This window comes from Enterococcus hulanensis, assembly GCF_005405485.1.
GTDB classification, from domain to species: domain Bacteria; phylum Bacillota; class Bacilli; order Lactobacillales; family Enterococcaceae; genus Enterococcus_A; species Enterococcus_A hulanensis.
This window is the reverse complement of sequence record NZ_BJED01000008.1, coordinates 46707-63860: the sequence shown is the minus strand read 5'-3', so window position 1 is coordinate 63860 and position 17154 is coordinate 46707. Positions and strand designations below refer to the sequence as shown.

Annotated in this window: 16 protein-coding genes; 14 read left to right on the top strand and 2 right to left on the bottom strand. The window is 38.7% G+C overall.

Annotated elements, in window-relative coordinates; all coding sequences use genetic code 11:
* Nucleotides 1-5: 5 nt before the first annotated feature.
* The 12 genes from lepB (at nucleotide 6) to FFR60_RS10195 (ending at nucleotide 12979) form a co-directional block, all read left to right on the top strand.
* Nucleotides 6-554 carry a signal peptidase I gene (gene lepB / locus FFR60_RS10250; protein ID WP_137664079.1) on the top strand — a complete coding sequence of 183 codons (549 nt, stop codon included), beginning with the start codon at nucleotides 6-8 and terminating at the stop codon, nucleotides 552-554.
* A gap of 140 nt (nucleotides 555-694) precedes the next feature.
* Nucleotides 695-1702, top strand: a complete 1008-nt coding sequence (locus tag FFR60_RS10245; RefSeq protein ID WP_137664078.1) for a C45 family autoproteolytic acyltransferase/hydrolase — start codon at nucleotides 695-697, stop codon at nucleotides 1700-1702.
* A 307-nt stretch (nucleotides 1703-2009) separates the two neighbouring features.
* The gene (ylqF, locus tag FFR60_RS10240) at nucleotides 2010-2858 is read left to right on the top strand and encodes a ribosome biogenesis GTPase YlqF (RefSeq protein ID WP_088932386.1); all 849 of its coding nucleotides are present in this window, start codon (nucleotides 2010-2012) and stop codon (nucleotides 2856-2858) included.
* Entirely contained in the window at nucleotides 2858-3622 is a 765-nt protein-coding gene (gene rnhB, locus FFR60_RS10235) for a ribonuclease HII (RefSeq protein ID WP_137664201.1), read from the top strand. Before ylqF ends, rnhB begins: the two co-directional genes overlap by 1 nt.
* A gap of 57 nt (nucleotides 3623-3679) precedes the next feature.
* Nucleotides 3680-4534: a DNA-processing protein DprA gene (dprA, locus tag FFR60_RS10230; protein WP_137664077.1), complete on the top strand. Its 855-nt coding sequence runs from the start codon at nucleotides 3680-3682 to the stop codon at nucleotides 4532-4534.
* 101 nt (nucleotides 4535-4635) lie between these two features.
* Nucleotides 4636-6714, top strand: coding sequence for a type I DNA topoisomerase (gene topA, locus FFR60_RS10225; RefSeq protein WP_137664076.1), 2079 nt, complete (start codon nucleotides 4636-4638; stop codon nucleotides 6712-6714).
* A gap of 20 nt (nucleotides 6715-6734) precedes the next feature.
* A complete protein-coding gene (gene trmFO / locus FFR60_RS10220) occupies nucleotides 6735-8033 on the top strand; it encodes an FADH(2)-oxidizing methylenetetrahydrofolate--tRNA-(uracil(54)-C(5))-methyltransferase TrmFO (RefSeq protein ID WP_137664075.1) in 1299 nt (432 codons plus the stop codon).
* 202 nt (nucleotides 8034-8235) lie between these two features.
* Entirely contained in the window at nucleotides 8236-9135 is a 900-nt protein-coding gene (gene xerC, locus FFR60_RS10215) for a tyrosine recombinase XerC (protein ID WP_137664074.1), read from the top strand.
* Nucleotides 9136-9166: 31 nt separating this feature from the next.
* Entirely contained in the window at nucleotides 9167-9712 is a 546-nt protein-coding gene (gene hslV, locus FFR60_RS10210) for an ATP-dependent protease subunit HslV (protein WP_088932391.1), read from the top strand.
* A gap of 73 nt (nucleotides 9713-9785) precedes the next feature.
* Nucleotides 9786-11177, top strand: a complete 1392-nt coding sequence (gene hslU / locus FFR60_RS10205) for an ATP-dependent protease ATPase subunit HslU (protein ID WP_137664073.1) — start codon at nucleotides 9786-9788, stop codon at nucleotides 11175-11177.
* A 17-nt stretch (nucleotides 11178-11194) separates the two neighbouring features.
* Nucleotides 11195-11983, top strand: coding sequence for a GTP-sensing pleiotropic transcriptional regulator CodY (gene codY / locus FFR60_RS10200; protein WP_088932393.1), 789 nt, complete (start codon nucleotides 11195-11197; stop codon nucleotides 11981-11983).
* 126 nt (nucleotides 11984-12109) lie between these two features.
* On the top strand, nucleotides 12110-12979 hold the full coding sequence (locus FFR60_RS10195; RefSeq protein WP_088932394.1) for an aldose 1-epimerase family protein: 870 nt from the start codon (nucleotides 12110-12112) through the stop codon (nucleotides 12977-12979).
* Nucleotides 12980-13054: 75 nt separating this feature from the next.
* Here FFR60_RS10195 and FFR60_RS10190 read toward each other — a convergent pair whose 3' ends face one another.
* Together FFR60_RS10190 and plsY are read right to left on the bottom strand one after the other, a co-directional pair.
* A complete protein-coding gene (locus FFR60_RS10190; RefSeq protein WP_137664072.1) occupies nucleotides 13055-13669 on the bottom strand; it encodes an NUDIX hydrolase N-terminal domain-containing protein in 615 nt (204 codons plus the stop codon).
* Entirely contained in the window at nucleotides 13670-14299 is a 630-nt protein-coding gene (plsY, locus tag FFR60_RS10185) for a glycerol-3-phosphate 1-O-acyltransferase PlsY (protein WP_137664071.1), read from the bottom strand. It abuts the gene before it with no gap.
* Between the two features lie 126 nt (nucleotides 14300-14425).
* On the opposite strand from plsY, the gene FFR60_RS10180 reads away from it, so the two are divergent.
* Both FFR60_RS10180 and parE read left to right on the top strand, forming a co-directional pair.
* Nucleotides 14426-14848, top strand: a complete 423-nt coding sequence (locus tag FFR60_RS10180) for a CoA-binding protein (RefSeq protein WP_137664070.1) — start codon at nucleotides 14426-14428, stop codon at nucleotides 14846-14848.
* A gap of 271 nt (nucleotides 14849-15119) precedes the next feature.
* Nucleotides 15120-17150 (top strand): DNA topoisomerase IV subunit B, encoded by a 2031-nt coding sequence (parE, locus tag FFR60_RS10175; protein ID WP_137664200.1) that lies wholly within the window; start codon nucleotides 15120-15122, stop codon nucleotides 17148-17150.
* Nucleotides 17151-17154: the final 4 nt, after the last annotated feature.

Here is a 17154-nt window from a genome sequence, read left to right as displayed (position 1 = left end):
ACGAGTTGAAAGATTTATTTACGAAAAACCATTTATGGTTAGGTGTCAAATATTTTATAATCTCCCTCTTTGTAGGAGTGATCGTTCGCGGATTTCTATTGATTCCAGTTCCTGTAACTGGTAATTCAATGGACCAAACGCTGACTCAAGGAGATATGATTCTGATGGAAAAATTCAGCAAGGTTAAGCGTTTTGATGTGATCGTTTTTCAACAACCTGATGGAACAATCTATATTAAACGTGTAATTGGGCTGCCAGGCGACGAGGTTCGCTATGACAAGGATCAACTTTATATTAACGGCGAGAAAGTTTCAGAATCTTTTCTTACCAACAACCGAAATCATGATCATCAAGTTTCTCCCTATACGACGGATTTCCAACTGGAAGAGCTGCTTGGTGAACGACAACTGCCGAAAAATGAGTATTTCGTATTAGGAGATAATCGGCGAATCTCTAAAGACAGCCGATCATTCGGCACGGTTCAGAGTAAAGATATTTTAGGTAAGGCTCAGGCTGTATATTACCCACTGACCCACATTAAAATTATTTCGTAAAAGATGGATTGCTCCATCTTTTTTTTGAGCAAAATAAAAAATGAAAACTGTTCTCATTTTATTCAATTGAAGTTAAATTTTTATTAGGGTAATCTTGAGATAGGAAGTCGACTCCTAACAAATATAAAGGAGATAAAAATATGTATCATGCAAGATTTAAAGGCACTCACTATGAAATAGGAAAAAAGTGGGGAGAGCTTTTGAAAAAGAATAATAAAAATTTGCTAGACAATATTCCGTTTGAAATTACTAAGGAAATGGAAGAATTCTCAGAGAATTGTCTCCCCTATTATAAAGAATTTTTCCCAGAGGTTATTGATGAAATCAAAGGGATAGCCGCTGGTCAATCAATCGAACCAGCCTCGTTGTATCCTGTCCTTTTTTCTATGTATGCTCTTGTCAGAGTAACGAATTGTTCTAGTTTTATTGTTAAAAACGAACAAACCTTTTTGCTCGGCCGCAATAGCGACTTTCTAACGGCTATCGAGAAATTGTATATGAACTGTTTGTATACATTTAAAGAAACTGATTCCTATTCTTTTTCTGGTAATACAACAGCTTTTGTGGAAATGGAAGATGGGATCAATCAATGGGGATTGGCGATCGCTCTTACGTCCGTTTTTCCTGACAGCATTAAGCCGGGAATGAACGTTGGTATGATTTTACGAATGCTGTTAGAAAAATGTCGGAGTGTGGAAGAGGCTTTGGCCCTGCTAGAGACCATTCCACGGTGTACTGCTGGGACACTAGTGCTGGCAGATACTACTGGAGAAGCTTGTGTAGTTGAGTTTACGAATGATCAGCTGGTTCATCATTCTCTAACGGAAAAAGGATATTGTTGTGCAACAAATAGCTTTCATTTGCCAGAGATGCTGGACCAAAAAATAACAGTGGATGACGATTGGTTTGCAGAGGAGCGCTATCAAACATTGGAACAGTATTTATCGACGCACTATCAAAATATGAGCTTATCTGAAGGGCAAAAATTATTAGGCGGCGGTTATGGATTTTTATGTCAGTATGATCGCAAAACGGGAAAAGATACAGTTTGGTCCTCGATTTATGATTTAAGAAATAAGCAGATTTATCGATGCGAAGGGAATCCATCACGAAAAAAATTTAAAGAAGATTCACGTTTTACTTTCTAATTTAAAAAGCAGAGCAGTCACAAAAGCCTGATCAAAAACTTTTGTGACTGTTTTTACGTACATAAACAGCAGTAAGAAAATCAGATTCTGCATAAAAAATAGAAGCGAGACATCGCAAAAAAAGATAGTTGTGATACAATAGCGGTTGGAAATAAAAGCTTAAACCTATAGATGCAACAAGTTAGAAGCGGTATAAAACTTTATTACTTTTAATGATTTACAAATTTCGAAGCGTTCAAGAAACGTATACTTAAATTGAAACAGAAATTTTAGACTGACAAATATCACTTTCAAGGAGGAAATATATATGACTATTCAATGGTTTCCCGGACATATGGCTAAAGCTAGACGAGAAGTCGCTGAGAAGCTAAAATTTGTCGACATTGTCTTTGAGCTGATTGATGCTCGATTGCCACTATCATCACGTAATCCAATGCTAGACCAAATTGTACAGCAAAAGCCCCGTTTAATTCTGCTAAATAAGTCTGACTTAGCTGACCCTAACCAAACCAATTTATGGGTGAACTATTTTCGAGGTCAGGGACATCACGTACTTGCGTTGACTGCTAAGGATGATAAAAGCGTTAAACAAATTGTTCCTGCTAGTAAAAAAGTTTTAGCAGAAAAAATTGCTCGTGATAAAGAAAGAGGGCTGAAGCCGCGAGCAATTCGGGCAATGGTTTTAGGGATACCCAATGTAGGAAAATCTACATTATTGAATCATTTAGCCGGAAAGAAAATTGCAAGTACCGGTAATCGACCTGGAGTTACTAAAGGTCAGCAATGGTTACGTTTTGGTTCTCAATTAGAGCTGTTAGATACTCCCGGAATTTTGTGGCCTAAATTCGAGGACCCCGCAGTCGGGAAGAAATTAGCTCTAACAGGAGCAATCAAGGATGATCTTTTGCACTTGGATGATTTGGCTCTTTATGAACTAGAAGTATTCTGCCGATTTTATCCAGAGCAATTAAAGTCTCGTTATAAATTATCGGATGAAGACTTATTTATGGCACTGCCTGAATTATTATTACTAATTTCTGAAAAACGCGGGTTTAAAGATGATTATGAGCGTGCAAGTGAGATGTTGATTCTTGAATTGCGTCAAGGTAAGTTAGGTCGTTACACGCTGGATCGTTTTGAGGAGCTGAGTGAATGATGGAAAAATTATCAATCAGCGTAGTGAAGGCAGAGATCAAGAACATCATCTCGTCAGATGATCCTCGTTTAGCAGAATTTCGACAAGACCCCCGCAAAGGTGTCCAACAAGCGCTAAACCAGTGGCAAAAGCAGCAAGAAAAACAAGCTGCACTAGCTGAAAAATATCATGAAATGTCAGTTTTTGAGAATGAGAAGAAGTCACTTGGCTTTCAAGCAATTTGCGGCATTGACGAGGTTGGACGTGGACCATTGGCTGGACCAGTGGTTGCAGCAGCAGTTATTTTAAATGAAGAACATGAGATCTTAGGTTTGAATGATTCAAAGCAACTTTCAGCACATAAGCGTGAAGAGCTTGTTGCAGAAATCAAAAAAAATGCGCGTGCAATTGGTATTGGTGAAGCAACGGCAGAAGAAATTGATCAATTAAATATCTACCAAGCGACTAAAGTGGCCATGCAACGTGCGATAGACCAGTTAGAAATTGCACCGGACTGTTTGTTGATTGATGCGATGGTTCTAGATAATGGTTTGCCGCAAGAAAAAATTATCAAAGGTGATGCACGATCAGTTTCGATCGCCGCTGCAAGCATCATTGCAAAAGTCTATCGTGATGAATGGATGACAAGATATGGAGAGAAATATCCCGCTTATGGTTTTGCCAAGAATGCTGGATATGGAACTAAGGAGCACTTGCTAGCCATAGAAACGCAAGGAATTCTGCCAATTCATCGTAAAACTTTTGCCCCAATTAAAAATTTATAAAATAAAATCCTTCTTTTTTGAGTATCTTTTGGTAAAGAGCTGAAAAGAGGGATTTTTTTGAAAAATAATTTTCTATTACGTTTAAGTTTAACAAAAGGAATCGGGGCATTTGGCAAGCAACAGATTTATCAATTCGCTAAGAGGCATCAATGGTGGGAATTTGATGGATTAGAAGTACGTTTATTGGCACAAACCACTAAAACGAACGATTGGAATGAGTGGACGGAGGAACGATTAAGCGAGATCCAAAGGACTCATCAGTTCATCACTATTGAAGATGAAGAGTATCCAGATGCATTGCGGTATGTCCCAACTCCGCCGTTAGTATTATTTTATAAAGGTGATTTGAATTTACTAAAGCGAAATATGTTGGCAATCGTAGGTGCTCGAGATGCGACAAACTATGGTTATCATGTTTTAGAGGAATTGCTGCCAGATATTACCAAACGGGGATTTATAATAGTTAGCGGACTGGCTAAGGGGATTGATAGTTTTGCTCACCAATTTGCTATTAGCAATCAAGGAAAAACGATTGGAGTAGTTGGAACTGGCTTGGATATTTGTTATCCTAAATCTAGCGGTAATTTACAAATAGAAATGAGTCAACACCATTTAGTTTTGAGCGAATATCCAAATGGTACGACTCCGGCAAAATTTCACTTTCCAATGAGAAATCGAATTATTGCAGGACTGAGCAGCGGCGTTTTGGTAGTTGAAGCAAAAAAACGCAGCGGATCACTAATCACTGCTCAACAAAGTTTGGAATATGGAAAAGATGTATTTGTGGTTCCCGGATCAATATTGGATGGGCGATCTAGTGGGTGTCATCAGCTAATACAAGATGGTGCGATTTGTGTTGAAAAAACACAGGATATTTTTGATTCTTATGATTTATGGAATAAAATTCACTAGACCTGACTTGACAAACAAAATTTGAATAGCGTATTATAGGCTACGATTTGTCAGTAGTTACCGATATATAATAGAAGAAAAAATTGAGGAGGCAAATACATTTGGCCTATAAATACCTAGTTATCGTGGAATCACCAGCAAAAGCAAAGACCATTGAGAAATATTTAGGAAGAAACTACAAAGTGGTAGCAAGTGTTGGACATGTTCGTGACTTGCCAAAAAGTAAAATGGGGATCGATGTTGAGAATAATTACGAACCTCATTATATCTCGATTCGTGGCAAGGGCGATGTTATCAAAAGTTTGAAGCAGGCAGCTAAAAAAGCGCAAAAAGTTTATCTCGCAAGTGACCCGGATAGAGAAGGAGAAGCCATAGCATGGCATCTTGCCTATTTGTTAGGGTTAGACTTAAAAGATAAAAATCGTGTTGTCTTTAATGAAATTACAAAAAATGCTGTTAAGGCAGCATTCAAAGAACCTCGTTCAATTGATGTCTCTTTAGTCGATGCTCAACAGGCACGACGAGCATTGGACCGATTAGTAGGTTATTCAATTTCGCCAATTCTTTGGAAAAAAATTAAAAAAGGCTTGAGTGCCGGACGTGTTCAATCGATCGCTCTGAAGATGATTATTGACCGTGAGCAGGATATTCGTGATTTTATACCAGAAGAATACTGGAGTATTGATGGAAATTTCAAGAAGAAAACTAAGAAATTTAAGGCTAACTTCTGGGGTATTGATGGGAAAAAGAAAAAGCTTTCGAACGCCGAAGCAGTGAAAGAAGTCACTTCAAGGATTGATGGTAAGGATTATGAAGTAACCAAAGTTGAGAAAAAGGAACGAAGACGGAATCCAGCATTGCCATTTACTACTAGTAACATGCAACAGGAATCCGCTCGTAAATTAAACTTCCGTACTAGAAAAACCATGATGGTTGCTCAGCAATTGTATGAAGGGATCGCTTTGGGCAAGCAAGGTACAGTAGGTTTAATTACCTATATGCGTACCGACTCAACTCGTATTTCGGATACTGCTAAGACTGAGGCAGCGGAATTTATTGAAAAAACTTACGGTAAAGAGTATTCGCAACACCATGCACGTAAAGCGAAAAATCCACAAGGGGCGCAAGATGCCCATGAAGCAATTCGACCAACAAGTGTTCAACGGACACCGGATGAGATGAAACAATATTTAGATAAAGATCAATTAAAACTTTATACCTTGATTTGGTCGCGTTTTGTTGCTAGTCAAATGACTGCGGCTATTCTGGATACAATGAAAGTGACTTTGGAGCAAAATGGTGTGATTTTCATTGCTAATGGTTCTAAAATCAAGTTTAAAGGATTCATGCAAGTCTATATCGAAGGTCGTGACGATGGCAAAGAGGATAAGGAAAACATTTTGCCGGAACTTGAAAAAGGCGAAGTGGTTCAATCTGTCAATATCGAACCGAAACAGCACTTCACTCAGCCGCCAGCTCGTTTTAGTGAAGCAACGTTAATCAAGACACTTGAAGAAAACGGAGTGGGCCGACCATCAACTTATGCTCCAACGTTGGATACGATCCAACGTCGTTACTATGTGAAACTAACTCAAAGACGATTTGAACCAACCGAGCTTGGTGAGATTGTTAATACCTTAATTGTTGATTTCTTCCCACAAATAGTGGATGTCAACTTTACGGCCGAAATGGAAAATGATCTAGATAAGGTCGAAGAAGGCAAGGAAGAATGGACTAAGGTTGTAGACCGATTCTACAAGCCATTTGCAGTAGAGCTTGAAAAAGCTGAAGAAGGCATTGAAAAAATCCAAATCAAAGATGAACCAGCCGGCTTTGATTGTGATGTTTGCGGTCACCCTATGGTAATCAAATTAGGACGTTATGGTAAATTCTATGCATGTAGTAATTTTCCTGACTGTCGCAACACAAAACCGATTATTAAAGAAATTGGTGTTGAATGCCCAGTTTGTCATAAAGGACAAGTCGTGGAACGGAAATCAAAGAAAAATCGTTTATTCTATGGTTGTTCACGCTATCCAGACTGTGACTTTACTTCTTGGGATAAACCAGTCGGCCGCAGCTGTCCAAAATGTGATGGCTACCTAGTTGAGAAAAAAGTCAAAGGCGGCAAACAGGTTGTCTGTGTTAATGGAGATTACGAAGAAACAGTACAAAAATAATTTTTATAAGTGAGGAATAGATGGTAAAAACAGTTAATGTTATCGGGGCCGGTTTAGCCGGAAGCGAAGCTGCATGGCAGTTAGCAGAGGCAGGTGTTCCTGTAAATTTATATGAAATGCGGCCAATTAAATCTACTCCAGCACATCACACTGGAAATTTTGCAGAGCTCGTTTGCAGTAATTCATTACGCGGAAACGGCCTGACTAATGCAGTCGGTGTATTAAAAGAAGAAATGCGTCGATTAAATTCTGTTGTAATTACTTCGGCAGATGAGACGGCAGTGCCTGCGGGCGGCGCTCTTGCAGTTGATCGTAATAATTTTTCTGAATTAATTACGAAAAAAGTAAAAGAACACCCGCTGGTTACAGTTAACTCCGAAGAAGTCACTAAAATTCCAGAAGGGCTCACAGTTATCGCGACTGGTCCGCTGACTTCGGAAACTCTTGCTGAAGAAATCGCAAAATACAATGGCTCACATGGATTTTACTTTTACGATGCAGCAGCTCCAATTCTAGATGGTTCTACCATTGATCGTGAAAAGGTTTATTTGAAGTCTCGTTACGATAAAGGTGAGGCGGCATATCTGAACTGTCCAATGACGGAAGAAGAATTCATGCGGTTTTACGAAGCATTGATCGATGCAGAAGTTGCGCCGCAAAAAGAATTTGAGAAGGAAAAGTTTTTTGAGGGCTGTATGCCGATCGAAGTTATGGCTAAACGCGGGATTAAAACGATGCTATTTGGCCCAATGAAGCCTGTTGGTTTAGAAGATCCAAAGACTGGTAAACGTCCTTATGCTGTTATTCAGTTACGACAAGATAATGCGGCAGCTTCAATGTACAATATCGTCGGCTTTCAAACACATTTGAAGTGGGGCGAGCAGAAACGTGTCTTCCGATTGATTCCTGGTTTAGAAAATGCGGAGTTCTTACGTTATGGAGTTATGCATCGCAACAGTTTTATGAATTCACCAGAGCTTTTACGACCAACCTACCAAAGTAAAAAGCGCGCTGACTTATTCTTCGCTGGTCAAATGACGGGTGTTGAAGGATATGTAGAAAGTGCTAGTAGCGGGCTGGTAGCCGGTTTGAATGCTGCTAAGTTGGCGAAAGATGAAGAGTTGATTGAGTTCCCTCGTGAAACTGCGATTGGTTCAATGGCATATTATATCACTCATGCAGAAGGCAAACACTTTCAACCGATGAATGCCAATTTTGGCTTATTTCCAAGTTTACCAGAGCGAATTCGTGATAAGAAATTGAGGTATGAAGCGCTAGCTGAGAGAGCGTTGAACGCCCTAGCTGAAATGAACAATTAGAGAAAAATTCCGTTGCTTGAGCAATGGAATTTTTTATTTTGGACAAAATAAATCGGATTCATGTTTGATTTGACAGCAATTATGAAATATCTGTAAAGAATTGTTAGTATATTCGTGAAAAGTCAATAAATTCTGACAATTCAATTGTATTTAAAAAGCTCTTATGCTACATTTGTGATATGTTTGTGAGGTGAGAAAAAGTTTGGAAAATGAAGCAGCAATGCAAGAGTTTATGGGTTATTTAATAACCGAGAGAGGCTATTCAGAAAAAACAAAAGAAGCCTATCAGCGAGACCTAAATGACTTTTGTGACTTTTTACAGAATTCAGGAGAGCCTCTGCTGATGACCGTAAATCATTTGGACGTTCGTGTCTACTTAGCTTTTTTAAACGATCAAAAATATAGTCGTAATACGATCAGTCGAAAGATTGCTAGTTTACGATCTTTTTATCAATATCTTTTGAAACATGAAAAAATCAAGGAAAATCCTTTTTCTTATGTTCACCTCAAGAAAAAGCAAGCAAGGCTGCCACGCTTTTTTTATGAAAAAGAGATCGAGGTACTATTTAATAGTGTTGATGGGGCAGAACCATTGGATCAACGGAATCGCGCATTGTTAGAAGTACTTTATGGGTCAGGCCTTCGTGTCAGTGAATGTGCAAATCTCAGATTGTCTGTTATTGATTTTGATAATAGCGTTATGCTGATACATGGGAAAGGAAATAAAGATCGCTATGTTCCATTAGGTTCTTATGCAGCAGATGCGATCCAAGAACATATTCACGATGGACGTAAAAGATTGATGGAGCATTTCGGGAAAGAGCATGACTATCTATTCGTCAATCATCGTGGGGAGCAGATTACATCAACTGGCATTGAATATGTGCTCAATCAAATCATCAAAAAGAGCAGTTTAACTAGCGATATTCACCCCCACATGCTGCGGCATAGCTTTGCTACACATTTGTTGAATAATGGTGCTGACTTACGTACTGTACAAGAATTATTGGGGCATGCTAATTTATCAACCACCCAAATTTATACACATGTAACAAAGGAAAGCTTACAAAAAAGTTATCGCTCATTTCATCCAAGAGCTTAGAAGTTAAAACTTATACGAAGGAGAGAATAAAATGTCTGAATCACAATTTCATTCAACTACGATCTGCGCGATCGAAAAAGATGGAAAATTAGCTATGGCCGGTGATGGTCAAGTTACAATGGGAGAACAAGTTATCATGAAGGGTACGGCACGGAAAGTTCGTCGGATCTATAATGGAAAAGTTGTTGTGGGTTTTGCCGGAAGTGTAGCAGATGCTTTTACTCTAGAAGAGAAATTTGAAGGCAAGCTAAACGAATATAACGGAAATCTTCAACGAGCAGCTGTAGAGCTGGCACAAGAATGGCGTACACAACAAGCAATGAAAAATTTAGAAGCTTTATTGATCGTTATGAATGAGGACGAGATGCTGTTAGTTTCCGGTAATGGTGAAGTAATTGCACCAGATGATGGTATTTTAGCGATTGGTTCTGGTGGAAATTATGCATTAGCTGCGGCTCGGGCCATGAAAAAGCATAATTCTGAGATGAGTGCCAAGGAAATGGCAGAGAGTGCGTTAAATATCGCCGCAGATATTTGTGTCTTTACAAACCATAACATTATTGTTGAAGAAATGTAGTTTGATAAAACATTTTTTAAATCGACTTATTTGTCTAAGAATGAATCCATCATATTAAGTAAGGAGAATCAAGATGACTGAAGTTAATAAAACACCAAAAGAAATTGTAAGTGAATTAGATCAATACATCATCGGACAAGATGAAGCAAAGCGTTCAGTAGCGATTGCTTTACGTAATCGTTATCGCCGGATGCAGTTAGAAGAATCGATGCAGCAAGAAGTTACACCTAAGAATATTTTAATGATTGGACCAACTGGTGTTGGGAAAACAGAGATTGCTCGCCGTTTGGCACGAATTGTCAAAGCTCCTTTTGTGAAGGTGGAAGCTACGAAATTCACCGAAGTCGGTTATGTTGGTCGCGATGTAGAATCAATGGTTCGCGATTTGGTTGAAAACGCCATTACGATTGTTGAAAAAGAGCAATATTCAAAAGTTTATTCTCAAGCTTTAAAAAGAGCTAACAAGCGGTTGGTTAAAGTATTAGTTCCAGGGATTAAAAAAGAGCAAAAACAAAGCAACAATCCTTATGAACAGATGATGAACATCTTCAATCAAACGCAAACTGAATCTAAGGAAGAAGTTACTGAAGATATCAAAGTGAATCGTCAAACTGTGCTTGAGCAGTTGGAAAAGAGGTTGCTGGATCAAAGAGAAGTTACGATTGAAGTTGCTGAACCGAAAAAGGCGATGCCGATGAATAACGGCTTAGAACAGATGGGGATCGATCTGTCTGACACATTAGGCGCCTTAACACCAGAGAAAAAAGTTCAGCGGACAGTGACTGTTAAGGAAGCGCAAGAACTTTTAGTGAAAGAAGAACAAGCTAAATTAGTAAATGAGGGAGATATTTCTACTGCCGCAATCAAGTTGGCAGAAAGTTCCGGTATCATCTTTATTGATGAAATTGATAAAATCACTTCTAAATCGCAACAAAATTCTGGCGAAGTTTCTCGTGAAGGTGTTCAAAGAGATATTTTACCGATCGTTGAAGGTTCACAAGTAAATACTAAGTATGGTGCGATTCAGACAGATCATATTCTATTTATCGCAAGCGGGGCCTTTAGTCTATCAAAACCAAGCGACCTGATACCTGAATTACAAGGGCGTTTTCCAATCCGTGTTGAGTTGAGTGATTTATCAGCGGAAGATTTTGTCAAGATTTTGACAGAACCAAATAATGCGTTGATCAAGCAATACATCGCTCTTGTTGGTACTGAAAATGTCAAAATCGTCTTTACGCAAGAAGCGATTGAACGAATTGCTCAAATCGCCTTTGATGTAAATCGTGAGACTGATAACATTGGTGCTCGTCGTCTACACACGATTTTAGAAAAATTACTAGAAGATTTGTTGTTTGAAGCGCCTGATATGCAAATGGGTGAAATTAAAATTACAGAGGCATACGTGGATGAGAAATTGGTATCCATCGCTCAAAATAAAGATTTAAGTCGTTACATTCTTTAAAAAATGGAGGGGAAAAAGTGGAAACATTATTAGAGAAAACACGCCAAATAAATAAATTAATGCAGCAGAAAAATGCCTTTGAGCCAGCTGCAGAATTACCTTATAATAATATGGCGCGAATTTTAGGGGACATCCTTGGCTCATTGACCTACATCATTGGGGCGGAAGGAAAATTGTTGGGACTTAACGAAAAGATTGATATTAATACCGATCGTGTTCGTTCATTTTTAGTTGATCGCCAGTTTCCTGATAGCTATGTATCGGAAATGAAGGAAGTATTTAAAACAGAGGCCAATATTCCTGTGGCAAATGAGTTGACGGCATTTCCTACGGAGCGGGCAGAGCTCTATCCTAATGGTTTAACGACAGTTATTCCAATCTTCGGATCTGGGGAGCGCTTAGGTACGATCGTGCTAGCTCGAACAGAAGGCGCGTTTGATGATGATGATCTTGTTTTGGCAGAATATGGTGCTACAGTTATCGGGATGGAAGTTCTATATCAGCAATTTTTGAATGTGGAAGAAAAGATCCGCAGCCAAACAGCTGTGCAAATGGCGATTAGTACACTTTCATACAGTGAATTAAAAGCTGTTAAGGCGATTTTCGATGCTTTAGAAGGCGATGAAGGTCGTTTAACTGCTTCAAATATCGCAGATAAAATTGGCATTACGCGTTCAGTGATTGTTAATGCTTTGCGGAAGCTGGAATCTGCTGGGATTATTGAATCTCGTTCTCTTGGGATGAAGGGAACGTATTTAAAAGTTTTGAATCCATTGTTTAAGGATGAATTAGTACGTCATAAGTAAAGTTGCTAATCCAACTTCTTTAGTTCGATCAACCTCTAAAGTAATCAAAGGGACTTGAATTTGTCTAGTTGGATGATATATGGTATGAATAATTACAATTAAATAGAAGCAAGGAGTGGGGTATTTATGTCAGTGATAATCAGCAATGATTTCTTGCAAGCAACGATCAATGAAAAAGGCGCGGAACTTACAAGTTTACGAGCCAATGAGATCGAATATATTTGGCAGGCGGATCCGAAATACTGGAATCGTCATGCACCGTTTCTATTTCCATTTGTAGGTCGTCTAAAGGATAATCAATATACGTATAAAGGCCAAACTTATCCTATGGGTCAACATGGCTTTGCTCGTGATAAGAATTTTCAAGTTATCGAGCAAACAAAGGATAAGGCGACTTTCCTGTTAGAAAGCGACGAGGAAACAAAAAAGGTTTATCCGTTTGATTTCGCCTTAACTATCAGTTATGAAATCTGGGGTGAAGGTGTACGTATTCGTTTCAATGTAGAAAATACTGGGACGGAAGAAATGATTTTTGCTCTTGGCGGCCATCCTGCATTCAACATTCCATTAACCAATGATTTAAGTTTTGAAGATTACTTTATCGCTTTTTCTCCTCAAAAATCACGAGTGAAAATACCTTTAGAGGGGCCTTATGCAAATTTGGATCAAAAAACGATTGGTCAAACTAATACAAATATCCAATTAAGCCGTGAATTGTTTAAAGAAGACGCCTTAATTTTTGAAACACGTGGTCTAAATGCCTATACCTTAGGAAGTGAAGAGTCTTCACATAGTGTGACCTTAGCTTATAATAATATTCCTTATGTAGGCCTATGGTCTCCATATCCGACTGAAGCACCATTTGTTTGTATCGAGCCTTGGTGGGGCTTTGCGGACACAGTAGACAGCACTGGACGACTAGAGGATAAAGAAGGTATGAATCGTTTAGCTGTAAATGAAAACTTCAAAACAGAATTTTCAATTACTGTTAGCTAAAAAAGTTGATAAAATAAACCGCTCCGAAAATTATAAATTTCAGAGCGGTTTATTTTTCGTGAAAAACTAGCGATTTTAATCGAAGGGCACAGACCATTGATTCATTTTATGAGCTTCAAAGCATAGCTTTATTTGCTCTTTTGTAGTTTTTTCCTCAGCTAACTGAGGCAGAGTGTCTTCATCAAACCAGTCAATTTGGATTGTTTCAATATTCTCGACAAAGTCACCGCTAAGCACCCGACATTCAATAAAGATTTTACAAATATTATATGCATAGCGTGGTGGATTATGTTTGTTGCGGTCTTGAATAGCAATTACCTTCAACGCTTCGACGGTCAATCCTGTCTCTTCTAACGTTTCCTTAACAGCATTTTCTTTAATCGATTGATCGAAATCAACCCAGCCGCCAGGCAAGGACCAAAGTTCATTTTTTTCTTGTACTAACAAAATTTTATTATTTTCAAATATGGCTGCTCGTGTATCTAATTTTGGAGTTGGGTATCCGAAATCTTCAGCAAAGAGTTTTCTTAGTTTCGGAACAGGAATTGGAGATTGGACTGCTAACATCTCTGTAGCGATGGTGCGAATACGTTCGAATCGTTCTTGGTCAAAAGGATCCTTTGTATAAGCTAGTCCTGCTTGTGCCAAAGCTTGAAGTTCGATTGCCCAGTCTAAGAGTTGTTCTTCCATCTAATTCTCCTTCTTATTCAATCCAAAAGAAACCCGATTTTCTGTTCCAGCTTTGATCCGCTGAATATTTTCCTTGTGACGATAAACAATGTAGCAAGTTAAGACAAAACAGATTATCGTCAGCAGCCAGTTGTGTGTCGGTAGAATCGTTGGCCAGATGTAAGGCAGAATGATAGAAGATAGTGTGACAAAAATAGCCGAAGCAATACTTGCTGCACTGACCATACTAGTGATATAAAGAACAATCAGGAAAAAGATCAAAGAATAGAAAAAGAATAAAGGCGCAAATGCCAGCAGCATTCCTGCGCTAGTTGCAACGGCTTTTCCACCTTTAAAACCAGCAAAAACAGGTAATGTATGTCCGATGACTGCGACCAAACCAAACCACAATGGATTAATATCTACATGAAAAATTATAGGCAGAGCGGTTGCCAGAGAGCCTTTCAATAAATCCATAGCAAAAACAACAAATCCTGCTGTTCTTCCTAACACCCGAAATGTATTGGTAGTTCCTGAATTGCCGCTACCAAATTCACGAATGTCTTTCTTAAAAAAAAGTTTTCCAATCCAAATACCAGATGGAATAGAGCCTAGAAGATAAGCTAGGATCAAAAGTATAGCGGTTTTCATATGAATCCTCATTTCTTAGTTAGTAAGGCTATTTTATCAGATTTCAAAAGAGTGAACAAATTCTAATCACATGATATACTGAATATCGTGAATAATTAAAAATTTAAATTGAGCGAGGGAAATCATATGAGTTTTCAAAATCCTAGTCAAGAGAAAATTTTCCAGTATTTAACTGAAGCAAAAGTAATTGCCATCGTTGGTTTAAGTGATAAGCCAGAAAAAACTAGTTATCAAATTGCTGAGTTCTTAAAATCTCATGGGTATAAATTATATGGTGTAAATCCAAAACTAGCTGGTCAAAAAATTAATGAGATTCCAGTTGTCGAGAATTTAGCTGCAGTACCAGAAACAATTGATATCGTGGATATTTTCAGACGAAGTGAATTTTTACCGGCCATAGCAGAAGAGTTTTTAAAGACGGACGCGAAAGTTTTTTGGGCACAGCTTGGTTTAAGCAGCGAAGAAGCGGCTAAAACGTTGCAAAGTCAAGGACGCAACGATATTGTCATGGACCGCTGTGTGAAGATCGAATTGAACAAAAAAGTGTAATCTCTAAGTTGATTTTATTAAAAAAAAAGCTTAAAATGCCTTTTCAGAAACAGGATAGGCTTTTTTTTTGAGCTTTTTTAGCGTATCATACAAATGATGTACTTTAGAAAAGGAATCTAGCTAATTTTCACAACTGACTAATTTAAAAATACTTAAATTGATTCAGATAGGGGAATTGGAGGGTATCCAGTACGAACAAGAAATCTATTTTTTCCATTGGGAAAATAATTATGTTTAAAAGTAGAAGTAAGGAGTTGTAGGTTTGGCTAAGATGAACAACGAATACAATGACGCTTCGATCCAAGTTTTAGAGGGATTAGAGGCGGTTAGAAAACGACCAGGGATGTATATTGGCTCGACTGATAGTCGCGGTTTGCATCATTTGGTTTATGAGATCGTCGACAACGCTGTCGATGAAGCATTATCCGGCTATGGTAGTGAGATTGAAGTAACACTTCATCAGGATAATAGCGTAGAAGTGAGTGATAAAGGTCGTGGTATGCCAGTTGGTATGCATGCATCAGGAATTCCGACTGTAGAAGTAATTTTTACGATTCTTCATGCTGGCGGAAAATTCGGACAAGAGGGCGGCTATAAAACTTCTGGTGGTCTGCACGGTGTTGGTGCCAGTGTTGTAAATGCTTTATCAGAATGGTTGAATGTAACGATCGTTCGAGACGGTGTCGAATATCGTGAAGAGTTTAAGGATGGCGGAAAACCTCAAGGCACGCTGGAAAAAATCGGAAAGACTCGTAAACCAAACGGGACCTCTGTACACTTTTTACCTGATGCTCAAATTTTCTCCACGTTAAACTTCTCTTATGAAACCTTGTCAGAACGTTTACGAGAATCTGCTTTCCTATTACGCGGTGTCAAGATTACTTTGACTGATCTGCGTGGTGAAGAAAAAGTTACGGAAACGTTTCATTTTGAAGAAGGAATCAAAGAATTTGTTGAATACTTAAATGAAGATAAAGATACATTGACACCCGTTGTTTATTTTTCTGGTGAACGTGATGGGATTGAAGTTGAATTTTCTTATCAATACAATGATGGTTATTCAGAGAACCTGCTTTCCTTTGTCAACAATGTACGGACAAAAGATGGCGGTACGCATGAATCAGGAATGAAGACGTCAATGACGAAAGCATTCAATGAATATGCGAGAAAAACAGGTTTGTTAAAAGAAAAAGATAAAAATTTAGAAGGATCAGATTTCCGTGAAGGACTCTCTGCGGTATTATCTGTTCGAATTCCAGAAAACTTGCTGCAGTTTGAAGGACAAACTAAAGAAAAATTAGGAACACCAGCGGCTCGCGGTGCAGTCGATAGCGTTATTGGCGAACAAATGGGCTTTTACTTGCAAGAAAATAGTGAGAACAGCCAAATGCTGGTTCGTAAAGCGGTCAAAGCTCGTGAAGCTCGTGAAGCAGCACGCAAGGCTCGTGAAGAAAGCCGAAACGGCAAGAAACGTAAAAAAGGCGAGTCTTTGCTTTCAGGAAAACTAACTCCAGCACAATCGAAAAATGCAGCTAGAAATGAGCTGTTTTTAGTCGAAGGAGACTCTGCCGGCGGTTCTGCTAAACAAGGACGCGATCGGAAATTCCAAGCAATCCTGCCATTACGAGGAAAAGTAATTAATACCGAGAAAGCTAAGATGCAGGATATTTTAAAGAACGAAGAAATAAATACGATGATCTATACGATTGGTGCAGGTGTCGGACCTGAATTTTCTATTGAAGATTGTAATTACGATAAAGTAATTATCATGACCGATGCGGATACCGATGGTGCCCATATCCAAGTCTTGCTATTAACCTTCTTTTATCGCTATATGAAACCTTTAATTGAAAATGGAAAAATCTATATAGCTTTACCACCATTGTACAAGGTTTCAAAGGGTGCTGGGCGCAAGCAAGTCATTGAATATGCATGGACAGACGATGAGCTGCAGGACGTTACGAAAAAAGTGGGTAAAGGTTATATGCTGCAACGTTATAAAGGTCTTGGTGAAATGAACGCGGAGCAGTTATGGGAAACGACCATGGATCCTGAATACCGCACACTTGTCCGCGTACGGATCGATGATGCTGCGCAAGCTGAACGTCGTGTAACGACGTTAATGGGTGATAAAGTAGAACCTCGCCGTAAATGGATTGAAAATCACGTACAATTTACGTTGGAAGAAGATGGCAGTCTGCTAGATAATAAGGAAGATGTGCCAGTTGTACCAGTAGCGGAGCAACATGAATCAGAAGAAGCGACTGATGAAGTAAAAATAATCAGCTTGTTTGATGAGTAGGAGG

What these genes read in the sequence shown, in the direction of transcription:
- trmFO (WP_137664075.1), top strand. Translation starts at nt 6,735, where the DNA reads ATGGTAAAAACAGTTAATGTTATCGGGGCCGGTTTAGCCGGAAGCGAA.
- plsY (WP_137664071.1), bottom strand. Translation starts at nt 14,299, where the DNA reads ATGAAAACCGCTATACTTTTGATCCTAGCTTATCTTCTAGGCTCTATT.
- FFR60_RS10245 (WP_137664078.1), top strand. Translation starts at nt 695, where the DNA reads ATGTATCATGCAAGATTTAAAGGCACTCACTATGAAATAGGAAAAAAG.
- parE (WP_137664200.1), top strand. Translation starts at nt 15,120, where the DNA reads ATGAACAACGAATACAATGACGCTTCGATCCAAGTTTTAGAGGGATTA.
- FFR60_RS10195 (WP_088932394.1), top strand. Translation starts at nt 12,110, where the DNA reads ATGTCAGTGATAATCAGCAATGATTTCTTGCAAGCAACGATCAATGAA.
- FFR60_RS10190 (WP_137664072.1), bottom strand. Translation starts at nt 13,669, where the DNA reads ATGGAAGAACAACTCTTAGACTGGGCAATCGAACTTCAAGCTTTGGCA.
- rnhB (WP_137664201.1), top strand. Translation starts at nt 2,858, where the DNA reads ATGGAAAAATTATCAATCAGCGTAGTGAAGGCAGAGATCAAGAACATC.
- hslU (WP_137664073.1), top strand. Translation starts at nt 9,786, where the DNA reads ATGACTGAAGTTAATAAAACACCAAAAGAAATTGTAAGTGAATTAGAT.
- hslV (WP_088932391.1), top strand. Translation starts at nt 9,167, where the DNA reads ATGTCTGAATCACAATTTCATTCAACTACGATCTGCGCGATCGAAAAA.
- FFR60_RS10180 (WP_137664070.1), top strand. Translation starts at nt 14,426, where the DNA reads ATGAGTTTTCAAAATCCTAGTCAAGAGAAAATTTTCCAGTATTTAACT.
- ylqF (WP_088932386.1), top strand. Translation starts at nt 2,010, where the DNA reads ATGACTATTCAATGGTTTCCCGGACATATGGCTAAAGCTAGACGAGAA.